Raw genomic sequence first — 13,425 nt, 5'->3', positions numbered from 1 at the left:
GAGACACACGTCCCTTCAAAGGTGCACCGCGGGTGCGGCCGGAGGTCGTGGATGGTCGGTCAGTCGGAACCAGTAGAAGCCGTGTCCCGCCAGTGTCAGCAGGTAGGGCAGCTCGCCGATGGCCGGGAAGCGCACCCCGCCGATCAGTTCGACCGGGTGGCGGCCGTTGAAGGACTGCAGATCGAGCTCGGTGGGCTGGGCGAAGCGGGAGAAGTTGTGCACGCACAGCACGAGGTCGTCCTTGTACTCGCGCAGGAACGCGATCACGGCCGGGTTGGAGGACGGCAGTTCGGTGTACGAGCCGAGTCCGAAGGCGGGGTTCTGTTTGCGGATCTCGATCATCCGGCGGGTCCAGTGCAGGAGCGAGGCCGGGGAGGACATGGACGCCTCGACGTTGGTGACCTGGTAGCCGTAGACCGGATCCATGATGGTGGGCAGGTAGAGCCGTCCGGGGTCGCAGGAGGAGAAGCCGGCGTTGCGGTCGGGCGTCCACTGCATCGGCGTGCGCACCGCGTCGCGGTCGCCGAGCCAGATGTTGTCGCCCATGCCGATCTCGTCGCCGTAGTAGAGGATCGGTGATCCGGGCAGCGAGAGGAGCAGGGCGGTGAAGAGTTCGATCTGGTTGCGGTCGTTGTCCAGGAGTGGGGCCAGGCGGCGGCGGATGCCGATGTTGGCGCGCATGCGCGGGTCTTTGGCGTATTCCGCGTACATGTAGTCGCGTTCTTCGTCGGTGACCATTTCGAGGGTGAGCTCGTCGTGGTTGCGCAGGAAGATGCCCCACTGGCAGCCGGAGGGGATGGCGGGGGTCTTGGCGAGGATTTCGGAGACCGGGTAGCGCGATTCGCGGCGGACGGCCATGAAGATGCGGGGCATGACGGGGAAGTGGAAGGCCATGTGGCATTCGTCGCCACCGGCGGTGTAGTCGCCGAAGTAGTCGACGACGTCTTCGGGCCATTGGTTGGCCTCGGCGAGCAGCACGGTGTCGGGGTAGTGGGCGTCGATTTCGGCGCGTACGCGTTTGAGGAGTTGGTGTGAGCGGGGGAGGTTTTCGCAGTTGGTGCCCTCTTCGGCGAAGAGGTAGGGCACGGCGTCCAGGCGAAATCCGTCGATGCCCAGGTCGAGCCAGAACCGCAGGGCGGAGATGATCTCTTCCTGGACGGCCGGGTTCTCGTAGTTGAGGTCGGGCTGGTGGGAGAAGAAGCGGTGCCAGTAGTACTGCTTGCGCACCGGGTCGAAGGTCCAGTTGGAGGCTTCGGTGTCGACGAAGATGATGCGGGCGTCGCGGTACTGCTTGTCGTCGTCCGCCCAGACGTAGTAGTCGCCATACGGCCCGTCGGGGTCGGTGCGCGATGCCTGGAACCAGGGGTGCTGGTCGCTGGTGTGGTTCATGACGAAGTCGATGATCACGCGCATGCCGCGCTGGTGCGCGCAGTCCACGAACTCGACGAAGTCGGCCAGGTCGCCGAACTCGGGCAGGACGGCGGTGTAGTCGGAGACGTCGTAACCGCCGTCGCGCAGGGGGGACTTGAAGAACGGCGGGAGCCACAGGCAGTCCACGCCGAGCCACTGCAGATAGTCCAGTTTGGCGGTGATGCCCTTGAGGTCGCCGATGCCGTCGCCGTTGCTGTCCTGGAAGGAACGGACCAGGACCTCGTAGAACACGGCACGTTTGAACCACTCGGGGTCGCGGTCCTTCGCCGGTGTGTCCTCGAAGGTGTCCTGGACGGGCTCATTGACCATCATGAGGCGGCCCCCACTGCGACCAACACGTGCGCGCCGCCCGGCTCGAGGCGCACAAAGTTGGTCCTGTCCCAGTGGTAGGTCTCGCCGGTGAGCTCGTCGCGCACCGGCACGGTCTCGTGCCAGTCGAGGCCGAGTTCCGGCATGTCCAACGAGACCGTCGCCTCCTGGGTCTGATGAGGGTCGAGGTTGGCGACCACCAGAACCGTGTCCTGGCCATCGCGCTTGCTGTAGGCGATGAGGGCGTCGTTGTCGGTTCGGTGGAAACGCAGGTTCCTGAGCGAGTGCAGGGCGCTGTGGCGTCGCCGGATCCCGTTGAGCGTGGTGATGAGCGGCGCGATGGAGCGGCCCGCACGCTCCTCCGACTCCCAGTCGCGCGGGCGCAGTTGGTACTTCTCCGAGTGCAGATATTCCTCGCTGCCCGCGCCGACCGCGGTGTTCTCGCACAGCTCGTACCCGGCGTAGATGCCCCAGCTCGGCGAGAGGGTGGCCGCGAGCACCGCCCGCACCTCGAAGGCCGGGCGACCGCCCTCCTGGAGATATCCGGGGAGGATGTCCGGGGTGTTCGCGAACAGGTTGGGGCGCAGGTAGGCGGCGCTCTCCACGCTGAGATCGGTCAGGCAATCGGTCAGTTCCTGCTTGGTGTTCCGCCAGGTGAAGTACGTGTACGACTGCTGGAAGCCTGCCTGGGCCAGGGCCCGCATGACCGCGGGGCGGGTGAAGGCCTCGGCGAGGAAGACGACATCCGGGTCGGTGCCATTGATCCGGGCGATCACCTCCTCCCAGAACACGACGGGCTTGGTGTGCGGATTGTCGACGCGGAAGATACGCACGCCGTGGTCCATCCAGAACCGCAGCAGACGTACGGTCTCGGCGACCAGGCCCGGCATGTCACGGTCGAAGGCCAGCGGATAGATGTCCTGGTACTTCTTCGGCGGATTCTCCGCGTACGCGATCGTCCCGTCGGCGCGGTGCACGAACCACTCCGGGTGCTTCTCCACCCAAGGGTGGTCGGGGGAACACTGCAGCGCGAAATCCAGGGCGACTTCGAGCCCAAGCCCGGCGGCCCGGCGCACGAAGGCATCGAAGTCGTCGAGCGTGCCCAGGTCGGGATGGACCGCATCGTGCCCGCCCTCGGGCGAGCCGATCGCCCAGGGCACGCCCACGTCCTGCGGGCCGGAGGAGAGGGAATTGTCCGGCCCCTTGCGGAAGGTGGTCCCGATGGGATGGATCGGCGGCAGATAGACGACGTCGAAGCCCATCTCCGCGATCGCGGGCAGCCGCTCCGCCGCCGTGCGGAAGGTCCCCGAGACCGGCGGCGCACCCTCGCGCACGACGGCACCTTCCGACCGAGGGAAGAACTCGTACCAAGAACCGAACAGCGCCCGCTCCCGCTCCACCAGCAGCGGCAAGGCGCGCGATCGAGTGATGCGCTCACGCAGCGGGTGCCGCGAGAGCACCTCGTCCACCCACGGAGCGAGCGCGGCCTCCAGACGTGCCTCGGGCGAGCTCTGCTCGTCCCGCAGAGCCTCCGCGGCGTCAAGGAGTGCCTGGCGCTCCCCTCCGTCCGGCACTCCGCCCGCGGCCCGCTCGTACAGCAGCGCGCCCTCTTCGAGCGTCACTTCGGCGTCGATGCCGGCCGGGACCTTGATCCGCGCGGAGCGACGCCATCCGGTCACCGGATCGGCCCAGGCTTCCACGGCGTACGTCCAGCGCCCCTCGGCGTCCGGTGTCACATCAGCGCCCCAGCGGTCGGTACCCGGGGCCAGTTCGCGCATGGGGGCACACGGCCGGGCCCGGCCGTCCGGGCCGATCAGGACGACCCCGGCACCGACCGGGTCATCGCCCTCGCCGAATACCGTGGCCGTCACCTGAAAGGTCTCCCCCGGGACCGCCTTCGCGGGACGGCGGCCGCAATCGACGACCGGGGCGACGTCCAGGATGGGCACGGTGAAGGAGACCGGAGTCGCTTCCGGGGCTGGGCCCGCCGACTCCCGAGCCAGCCCCGTCGAGTCCGGGGCTCGGCCCTTCGACTCCCGACTTGGGCCCGTCGAATCCAGGGCTGGCCCCATCGACTCCCGAGCCGGCCCCGTCGAATCCAGGGCTCGGCCCTTCGACTCCCGACCTGGGCCCGTCAAATCCGGAGCCGGCCCCGTCGAATCCAGGGCTGAGCCCGTCGAATCCCGAGCCGGCCCCGTCGACGGAGCGGAGGCCATCGACCGGGCGAGGGCCATCGATGGGGCGGGGCTCGTCCGCGGAGCTCGGTTCATCGCTCTCTCCTTTGCCACGCCCCGGTGCCCGGGGCACAGGCCGTGGCCACGTGTGGCCGGCGGCCACGGGCTGATGGCCGCCGGTTGCCGACGCGACGGCCGCAGGCCCAGATAGCGCTCGGCGGCCTCCGCGGCGAGCCGCGCCGTGCGCTCTCCCATCAGGACGCACAGCGTGTACGCGGTGTTCTCGAAGTGCTTTCGCGCTCCGAAGTCGGCGGGACCGGCCAGCAACAGCCGCTCCCAGGACCGGTATTGGTTCAGGTGCCGCGCGACCTCGGCTTTGTCAGGCAGCAGCATCACGCTGGTCACCCTCTCGTGCTCCGGAGTGCCTCGCGGTGCACCTGACTGGTGCCGGAGGGGGTCGACAAACCGGTGTAAGTGCCGGACGCACTTCCTGACCCATAGTGCACGCCCATGTGCGCAGCGTCCTGTTGGATCTTGAACGACCGGCACGACCTGCTCCTGTTGCACGAATGGAGCAGCACTCCCACTCTGAAATGACTCAGAAGCGATCAACTCTCACGCTTCGTGTTCGGGGCGGCGGCTCGAAGAGCCGACCGGTCGGAAGCTTCGCGGAGAGGAGTCAAGAGCGATGAAGACCGCAGTCCCCTGCTACTACCACCTCGAGGTGGACCTCACCCCCCAGCGGGTCAGGCAGGTCAGGCGCATTCTTGCCGCACACCTCCGGCACTGGGGCCTGGGGGTTCTCGTCGAACCCGTGAGCCACTGCGCAAGCGTGCTGCTGCAGGCGATCGAGACGCATGCGACGGACAAGCACACCGTCGTCGAGATGTGGTGGACCGGCCAGCACCTCATCACCGCCGTGTCCGACACCGAACGCGACCTTCGTCATCCGCACTGCGGGCCGGAGGGCTATCTGGCGCAGATCGCCGCGCTGAGCGACGGCTGGGGCAACTACCCGGCGACCAACGGCAAAATCATCTGGTTCTCGCACCGTGCCCGGTCCGCCGACGGCGCCCTGCTGACCCCCGCCCCGCCCGCGCCCACTCTGCGCGCGGCCGCCTCCCCGATCGGGCACGCCGAGCAGCGGGGCGAGTTGTGCCCCACGCTGGGGAAGCGGCCCGCGGCGTCGGATCCGCTGCCGCAAGCGGTGCCCGTCGGCTGAACGCGGCGCTCGACGGTGGCGGCGCGCCACGGCCGCGGCATCCCCTCGGAGAAGCCGCGGCCCGTCCGCGTCCATGGGCGCCGTACGCGCGACACACACCGACGACCACGCTCATCCACGCGTCATCCATACGGAGGCAGCAGCGTGCGCACCTGGATCGGACACCCCTTCCCGCTCGGCGCGACCTACGACGGCGAAGGGACGAACTTCGCCCTGTTCAGCGAGGTCGCCGACCGTGTCGACCTCGTCCTCGTCCACGAGGACGGCACCCACGAAAGCGTCTCCGTCACCGAGGTCGACGGCTTCGTCTGGCACTGCTACCTGCCGGGTGTCGGCCCGGGGCAGCGCTACGGATACCGGGTGCACGGCCCCTGGGAACCCGCCACGGGCCATCGGTGCAACCCCGCCAAGCTGCTCCTCGACCCCTACGCCAGGGCGTTCGAGGGGGAGGTGGACAACGACGCGGCACTCTACGAGCACGCGGCGCGGGGTCCCGAACCGGCCGACAGCGCAGCGCACACGATGCTCTCGGTGGTGACCGACCCCTCCTTCCCCTGGGAGGGCGACGTACTGCCGAGGCGTCCCTACGCCCAGACCGTGATCTACGAGACCCATGTGCGAGGTCTGACCCACAGACATCCCGGGGTCCCCGCCGAACTCCGGGGCACCTACGGGGGGTTGGCGACCGAGCCCGTGATCGATCACCTCCTCTCGCTGGGGGTGACCGCCGTCGAGCTGATGCCGGTGCACCAGTACGTGCAGGACGGCTTCTTGCGCGACCGCGGCCTGTCCAACTACTGGGGGTACACCTCCATCGGCTTCTTCGCGCCCCACAACACCTACGCGGCGCACAGCTCGCGCGGTCAGCAGGTCACCGAGTTCAAGTCGATGGTCAAGAAGCTGCACACGGCCGGGCTCGAGGTGATTCTGGACGTGGTCTACAACCACACCGCGGAGGGCAACGAGAACGGCCCGACGCTCGCCTTCCGCGGCATCGACAACGCCTCGTACTACCGCCTGGCTGAGAGCGATCCGGCGCACTACTTCGACACCACCGGCACGGGCAACAGCCTGCTGATGCGGCACCCCAGCGTCCTGCAACTGATCATGGACTCGCTGCGCTACTGGGTCACCGAGATGCACGTGGACGGGTTCCGTTTCGATCTGGCCGCCACGCTCGCCCGGCAGTTCCACGACGTGGACCGGCTTTCCGCGTTCTTCGACCTGGTCCAGCAGGACCCGGTGGTCGGACGCGTCAAACTCATCGCCGAGCCCTGGGACGTCGGCGAGGGCGGCTATCAGGTCGGCAACTTCCCGCCGCTCTGGTCGGAGTGGAACGGCAAGTACCGCGACGCGGTACGGGACTTCTGGCGCGGCGCGGACAACTCCCTCGCCGAGTTCGCCTCCCGGCTGACCGGGTCGTCCGACCTCTACCAGCACGACCGTCGCCGTCCGCGGGCAAGCGTCAACTTCGTCACCGCGCACGACGGCTTCACGCTGCGTGATCTGGTCTCGTACGACGACAAGCACAACGAGGGCAACGGCGAGGGCAACCGGGACGGCGAGAACGCGAACCGCTCCTGGAACTGCGGCGTCGAGGGGCCGACGGCCGATGAGGGCGTCCTGGAGCTCCGTGCGCGCCAGCAGCGCAACTTCCTCGCCACGCTCATGCTGTCGCAGGGGATTCCGATGATCGCCCACGGCGACGAGATGGGCCGCAGCCAACTGGGCAACAACAACGCCTACTGCCAGGACAGCGAGATCTCCTGGGTCGACTGGGATCTCGACGAGGACCGGCGTGATCTGCTCGCCTTCACCCAGCGGGCGATCGCGCTGCGGGCCGAGCACCCGGTGCTGCGAAGACGCCACTTCTTCCTTGGTGACCTTGGTGACCTTGGTGACCTTGGTGACCTTGGTGACACGACGACCCACGAGGCCCGGCCGCTGCCGGACCTGGTGTGGTTCAGGCCCGACGCACACGAGATGACGCGGCAGGACTGGCAGCGGCCCGACGCCCACGCCATCGGCGTCTTCCTCAACGGTGACGCGATCACGGAACCCGACGCGTGCGGCAGACCTGTGGTGGACACGTCCTTCCTGTTGCTCCTGAACAGCTACCGGGAGCCGATCGTCTTCCAGCTGCCGGGCACCGCGTACGGCGAACGCTGGACCACACGGATCGACACCTCGGACCCGCGAGGCCTTTCGGACGAGAGCGAACACAAGGCGGACAGCGAGATCGCCGTAGGGGCGCACAGTCTGCTCCTGCTGTCCCGGGCGCACGTCGCGCCCTGACGCGGGTGACGGCGGCCGCAGGATTCCGTTGGGTGGGCGTACAGCGGTTGTGCCCGCCCCGGGGACGGCGGATTCTGTAGGGGATGAACGGGGCTGGTGTGGCGCGATGACTGCATGGAACGCGGAGCAGAGCTCCGACTTTCGTGGCCCCCTCGACGTCAACAGGGCAGCCACGGCGGTCGTCGACGCCCAGGACACGGTCATCGGATGGAGCCCCGCGGCGGAGCGGCTCCTCGGTTACAAGGCGCAGGAGATCCTCGGTAGGCCCGTGGCCACTCTCCTGCCACCCGGCCAGGCGGTCGCCGTTCTCCCGCCCCCTCCCCTGTTCCGGGGGAACGAGATCCGCGTCGCCCGGCACCGGGACGGGCGTGAACTGACCGTCGCCACCGCGGTGTGTCCGCTGGCGGGCGCCGACACGGCGTTGCGCGTCGTCGTGGCGACGGAGCTGGAGGATCTGCGGATCTGGGAAGCCCGGCAGTCCCTCTTGCACGGCCTTGCCACCCAGTCCCCCGTAGGCCTGGCCATCTACGACACCAACCTGCGCCTGACCTGGTGCAACTCGGCGTACGAACAGGAGATGGGGCGACCGCTCGCAGATTTCCGCGGCTCTCGGGCCGATGAGCTGTACTCCGAGGGAAAATTCGTGAGCAAGGGGCATCCGCCCACCCTCGACACGGTCATGCGTCACGTCCTGGACACCGGAGAGCCCTTTCTGGACCTGCACTTCCAGGGCAAGCCGCCCACTGACCCGGAGACGGACCACCTCTGGTCCTGCGCCTACTATCGGCTCCAGGACGCCGCCGGACATGTCTTTGGAGTGTGCGAGGACGCGTTCGACATCACCGATCGCTACCGGGCCCAGCGTCGCCTCGCCCTGCTCGTCGAGGCGGGCCGCGGAGTCGGTACCGCCCTCGATGTGATGGTCACCGCCGAGAAGATCACCGAGGTGGCGGTGCCGGAGTTCGCGAGCACGGTCACGGTCGACCTCGCGAGGGCCGTGCTGGAGGGCGAGGTGCCGGCCACCAGCGGCTCGGCGGCGATGTCTCTGGTGCGGGTCGCCCGCTGCTCGGCCGATGAAGCCGGCCAGGAGAAGCCGGGAAAGGGGCCTGCGCCCGCTCCCCCCGTGAGCGACTCCCCCGTGGAGTACCCGTCCGGTTCACCGCAGGACCGCAGCCTCTCCTCGGGCGGGCTCGTGCTCGACGACGCGGTCCTGGTCGTGCCGCTGCGGGCCGGGAACAGCACGCTGGGACTCGTCACCTTCATACGCGGCACCGGAGCCATCTTCGACAGCGGCGAAGTGTCACTGGCCGACGAGCTGGTCGCCCGTACGGCCGTGTCCATCGACAACGCCCGCCGCTTCACCCGTGAGCGCACCGCATCGCTGGCCCTCCAGCGCCAGTTGCTGCCCCAACACGTGCCGGAGCAGTCGGCGGTCGACCTGGCCTACCGCTATCTGCCCACGGACGACGTGACAGGCGTCGGCGGTGACTGGTTCGACGTCATCCCGCTGTCCGGAACCCGCGTCGGACTCGTGGTCGGAGACGTGGTCGGCCACGGTCTGCAGGCGGCCGCCACCATGGGACGGCTGCGTACGACCGTGCGCGCGTTCGCCCAGATGGACCTGGATCCCGTCGAGCTGCTCTCGCGGCTCGACGATCTGGTGGCGCAGTCGGCGGAGGAACAGCGGGCCGAGCTGGGAACGCCCGACGGCATGTACGCCGATGTGACCACCGGGGCGACCTGTCTCTACGCGGTCTACGACCCGGTGTCGCGGCGCTGTGTCATGGCCAGGGCCGGGCACCTGCCGCCGGCGGTCGTCGACCCGGACGGCCTGCTGTCCTTCCCGGACCTGCCGGCAGGACCGCCGCTTGGCCTCGGCGGCCTGCCGTTCGAGTCGATGGAGATCGAGCTGCCGGTGGGCAGCCTGCTCGCGCTCTTCACCGACGGCCTGGTCGAGGCCCGCGACCGCGACATCGACCACGGGCTCGACATCCTGGGACGCGTACTCAGCGACCGGCACGCGTCGCTCGAAGAGCTCTGCGACCGGGCCGTGGCGCAACTCCTGCCCGGCGGCTCGACGGCCGACGACACCGCCCTGCTCCTCGTCCGTACCCGCGAACTCGACCCTTCGCAGGTCACCGAGTGGGAACTGCCCGCGGAACCGGTCGCCGCGGGCCAGGCCCGGGAGCTTGCCACCCAACAGCTGCACCGCTGGGGCCTGGAGGAGCTGTCCTTCGCGACCGAGCTCGTCGTCAGCGAGCTGGTGACCAACGCGGTCAGGTACGCCGAAGGGCCGATCCAGGTACGCCTCATCCGTGACCGCACTCTCCTGTGCGAGGTCGCGGACCGGGGCCACACCTCACCGCACCTGCGCCACAGCGGCGACGACGACGAGGGCGGGCGCGGCCTGTTCATCGTCGCGCAGCTGGTCCAGCGGTGGGGAACGCGCTACACCCGCTCCGGCAAGACCATCTGGACGGAACAGGCCTTTCCCGCGACGGGACCGTCGCCGTCCTGACTCACCGTCGACGGTGAGCAGTACCGATGCCCCCTAATCCTCCGCTCGCAGGGCGGCGATCAGCCATTCGAACGCAGGCACCTGCGAGGGGACCTGCGGCCGCCCGTTGAGCACGGCGAGCAGCTGCCAGTACCGCTCCACCCTGCGGTCGGTGAAAGTCGCCAACTGATCAGCCAGCCGGGCGCGTTCCGCTGCCGGCAGGCCGGGGTCGACGATGCGGTGAAGGAACTCCTTGCCTGCGGCCGTCGCGGGGGCGACGTGTTCGCGTACCGCCTGGCCGGCGTGCTCCGCGACCTTCGCCGGGTCCGGCCCCGCCGGCTGTTGCTCTCCCCGCGCCCCGGCCAGGGCCATCTCGCGTACCCGTTCCCGGAACGGCTCGTCGCCGACCAGCTCGGCCAGCTCCACCCAGGCGTCCACCTGCTCGGCGGTCGGGTCGGCGGGCAGGTGTTTCGGTACGGTGCGCATGGCCTGGGCGATGTGGGCGCCCGGCGCGTCGGGGTCGACACCGTCGAAGGTCTCGTGGACAAAATCGTCGATGATCCGCTGTCGCTCGTCGGCGGACATCCGGGCCAGTTCATGCATGAGTCTCATCTCCTTGGTCGTACTGCCCTGCCGAGCGACCCGATCAAGCACCGCGCGCCGTGCCTGCAGTGTGCGGATCTCCGCGTCGACCGCCCGCGCGTGCGCCCTGGCCACGTCGCGCACCGTCACCTGCCTGTCCAGCACCCGGCGTACCGTCTCCAGGTCAAGGCCCAGCTCGCGCAGGGTCCGGACGAGGTCGACACGGGCGGTGGCATCGGCGTCGTAGAGCCGGAAGCCGCCCGCCGTGCGGCCGGTCGGCACCACGACTCCGCTGTCGGACCAGAAACGGATGGTCCGCACGGAAAGCCCGGTGCGCCGGGCGAGTTCGCCGATGGTCAGCAGCTCGGTATGGTCGCTCACAAGGTCAACTCTCATCCCTCCAGCGGCTGGAGAGTCAAGCGTTTACTGACACAACTGAGCCACCGGCCGCCGATTGGCCCGGTTCCCGGGCGCAGCACGCCTGAGAATCTGCACCTCCAGGCCGGTTCCGGACTTCGAGGAGATGCCATGCAGGTAGCCGTGGTCACCTTTGACGGATTCAATGAACTCGACAGCTTCATCGCCTCCGCGCTGATCAATCGGTGCCGAAAGGACGGCTTGGAGGCCTTCATCACGACACCGACGCCGGTGGTCACTTCGATGAACGGCGTCGAGACAACCGGGCAGCGCCCCATGGAGTTCGTGACCGAGGCCGACGTCGTACTGATCGGCAGCGGCGTGAAGACGCGCGACGTGGTGGCCGACGACCGGCTGATCTCCAGGCTGCCCCTTGACCCTTCGCGCCAGCTGATCGGTGCGCAGTGCTCCGGCGCGCTGGTGCTCGCCCGGCTCGGGCTGCTGAAGTCCATGCCCGCGTGCACGGACATGACGAGCCGGCCCTTTGTCGAGGCCTGCGGTGTCACCGTCCTGGACGCGCCGTTCCACGCCGAGGGGAACATCGCGACGGCGGGCGGCTGCCTGGCCTCGCAGTATCTCGCCACGTGGGTGATCGCCCGGACGCTCGGCGCTGACGCCGCGCGCGACGTCATCAACTACGTGGCTCCGGTCGGCGAGAACGAGGAGACCGTCGAGCGCGCGATGCGTGCCGTCCGCACGGGCGAGGCGGTCCTGCGCTGACGCCACCGCGCGTGGCGGCACGGGGACTGGGCCACGGAGAGGGAACCGTCGCCCACTCCGAAATGCTCGCCCGGTTCGGGGAGTTCGCGGTACGCCGCCTCAGATCCGGCGGCGCGTGAGCGCGCGGCGTACCACCTTGGCGAGCACGGCCGGGCGGAACAGCAGCGAGGGCGGGGCCGTCATGTTCAGGACCCGTACGAACCGGGCCCACACGCCCGGGTCGTGCACGGCGAGGGCGAGGACGTGCTTGTTGTACCACTGGGCGAAGCGTGCGGACCGCGGCTGTCCGGCGGGTGCCCACATCAGGTCCGAGCTGGTCGCCATGGTCCAGGGGACCTTGATGACACGGGCCGCGGCGCGCTGGTAGGCGCGGCTGAGGCCGTCGAGTCCGGCCGCGTCGGCCCGCCGACGGCGCAGCAGTCGGCCGAGCAGCTCCGCTTCGAGCGCGGCGACCGTGAGCCCTTGTCCGTACACCGGGTTGAACACACAGAGGGAGTCGCCCACCGCGATCAGGCGTTCGGGCCAGCGGGCGTTCTTGTGGTGCAGGCGCCACTCGTTGCCGGGGTTGGTGTAGCGGTGGATCTCCCCTTGCCGGGTGCCGCGTTTGATCTGTTCGGCGAGGCGGGGGTTGGCGAGGCTGTGGGCGAAGTCGAGGTAGCCCTCGTCGTCGGTGGGCGGCACGTGCTCGTCCACGCCGAGCAGCGAGCACATCCAGCGGTCGCGCTCCACGGCAAGGATGACTCCGCCGCGCCGGACGTCGGGCGCGAAGGCCATCTGGTACGCGATGTCGAAGTCCTGCCGGTCCTGCGGCGGGCGTTCGTAGCACGCGGAGGTGTAGGTGATCTTCGCCTTGATGACGGTCTTGGCGGACACCGGCAGCCGTGCGTCGGTGAGCCACCGGTCGACGGAGGTGGAGCGACCCGAGGTGTCAACGACCAGGTCCGCGGTGACTTCTTCGGACCCGTCGGCGTCGTCGGTGCGGTAGCGGACCCGGTCCAGGCGACCGGGAGCGCTCGCCGTCACCGTCTCGCAGCGCGTCGCCGGGAGCACGCGCACCGCCGGAAGGCCCAACACCCTTTGCCGCAGGCACCGTTCGAGCTCGTCGCGCGTGAGGCTCTGGATGGCCACGCCCACGGGGTTGGTCGGCGCATAGCCGGTCGGCAGCAGAAAGCTCATCCGCTCGCCGTAGTCGAGGACCGGCGCACCCAGTTCCGCGAGCTCCTCCCGCAGCCCCGGGAAGAGCGCCTCCAACGCTTCGCCGCCCCGGGCGAGCAGCGCGTGCGCGTGGTAGCCCTGCGGGACGTGGGGATGCACGCCCGTGTCCGACCGCACCGGGTCGTGCTCCAGGACGAGCACCTCTCTGAAGTGATCGGCCAGGACGCGGGCGGTGACGAGACCGGCGTACCCGCCACCGACGACGACGGCCCGCTCCCAGCGGCTGCCGGGCGACGAACTCTGCTGGATCTTGGTCATGACGGATCCCGTTCCTCTCAGCCGCACTAATCGCAGTTTCGCCCCAGCGGTACCCCTCCCCGGAGGAGCCGTGTCGCGTTTCCGCCGCCGTGACGCAGAGGTGACCCTGCGCATACGGACGGTTGCTGCGGCGTGCGGGCGGCTCGATGACCCACGACGGCCTGGTTCTACGGCACTTCGGCGACCTCTCGACCGGTCGGCCCCGCTCCCGCCGGCCACCGGCAGCCCGCCGGAACGCGCCGCCAATCGGGGCTTAATCCCGCCGGTACCTGCGCAAACATCGCGCGCGCTCGATCATCGTATCG

8 protein-coding genes and 1 pseudogene are annotated in these 13,425 nt (G+C 69.2%); 4 read left to right on the top strand and 5 right to left on the bottom strand.

Translation table 11 applies throughout. The features are described 5' to 3' along the window. Nucleotides 1-15: 15 nt before the first annotated feature. From treS to OG453_RS45420, 3 genes and pseudogenes are all read right to left on the bottom strand, one after another. Nucleotides 16-1,743 carry a maltose alpha-D-glucosyltransferase gene (gene treS / locus OG453_RS37200; RefSeq protein ID WP_266872947.1) on the bottom strand — a complete coding sequence of 576 codons (1,728 nt, stop codon included), beginning with the start codon at nucleotides 1,741-1,743 and terminating at the stop codon, nucleotides 16-18. After that, nucleotides 1,740-3,743, bottom strand: a complete 2,004-nt coding sequence (locus tag OG453_RS37195; RefSeq protein WP_266873269.1) for an alpha-1,4-glucan--maltose-1-phosphate maltosyltransferase — start codon at nucleotides 3,741-3,743, stop codon at nucleotides 1,740-1,742. Before OG453_RS37195 ends, treS begins: the two co-directional genes overlap by 4 nt. Before the next feature lie 384 nt (nucleotides 3,744-4,127). Continuing rightward, nucleotides 4,128-4,307: pseudogene (locus OG453_RS45420) on the bottom strand (DUF5133 domain-containing protein); the annotation flags it as partial. Nucleotides 4,308-4,602: 295 nt separating this feature from the next. On the opposite strand from OG453_RS45420, the gene OG453_RS37190 reads away from it, so the two are divergent. The 3 genes from OG453_RS37190 to OG453_RS37180 all read left to right on the top strand — a co-directional run bounded on the left by OG453_RS37190 (nucleotide 4,603) and on the right by OG453_RS37180 (nucleotide 9,949). Further along, complete coding sequence (locus OG453_RS37190; RefSeq protein WP_266872946.1) at nucleotides 4,603-5,136, top strand: pep a2; 534 nt, start codon at nucleotides 4,603-4,605, stop codon at nucleotides 5,134-5,136. Between the two features lie 144 nt (nucleotides 5,137-5,280). After that, nucleotides 5,281-7,431, top strand: a complete 2,151-nt coding sequence (gene glgX, locus OG453_RS37185) for a glycogen debranching protein GlgX (protein ID WP_266872945.1) — start codon at nucleotides 5,281-5,283, stop codon at nucleotides 7,429-7,431. Nucleotides 7,432-7,537: 106 nt separating this feature from the next. Then, nucleotides 7,538-9,949 (top strand): SpoIIE family protein phosphatase, encoded by a 2,412-nt coding sequence (locus tag OG453_RS37180; protein ID WP_266872944.1) that lies wholly within the window; start codon nucleotides 7,538-7,540, stop codon nucleotides 9,947-9,949. A gap of 33 nt (nucleotides 9,950-9,982) precedes the next feature. Here OG453_RS37180 and OG453_RS37175 read toward each other — a convergent pair whose 3' ends face one another. Further along, nucleotides 9,983-10,891 (bottom strand): MerR family transcriptional regulator, encoded by a 909-nt coding sequence (locus OG453_RS37175; RefSeq protein ID WP_266872943.1) that lies wholly within the window; start codon nucleotides 10,889-10,891, stop codon nucleotides 9,983-9,985. Between the two features lie 147 nt (nucleotides 10,892-11,038). Here OG453_RS37175 and OG453_RS37170 point away from each other — a divergent pair, with 147 nt between their 5' ends. Next, a complete protein-coding gene (locus tag OG453_RS37170) occupies nucleotides 11,039-11,647 on the top strand; it encodes a DJ-1/PfpI family protein (RefSeq protein WP_266872942.1) in 609 nt (202 codons plus the stop codon). 99 nt (nucleotides 11,648-11,746) lie between these two features. Here the strand turns inward: OG453_RS37170 and OG453_RS37165 are convergent, their stop codons facing one another. Further along, nucleotides 11,747-13,120 (bottom strand): NAD(P)/FAD-dependent oxidoreductase, encoded by a 1,374-nt coding sequence (locus OG453_RS37165; protein ID WP_266872941.1) that lies wholly within the window; start codon nucleotides 13,118-13,120, stop codon nucleotides 11,747-11,749. Nucleotides 13,121-13,425 lie beyond the last annotated feature (305 nt).

It is taken from the genome of Streptomyces sp. NBC_01381 (assembly GCF_026340305.1).
Lineage (GTDB): Bacteria > Actinomycetota > Actinomycetes > Streptomycetales > Streptomycetaceae > Streptomyces.
This window is presented reverse-complemented; position numbering and strand designations above follow the sequence as displayed.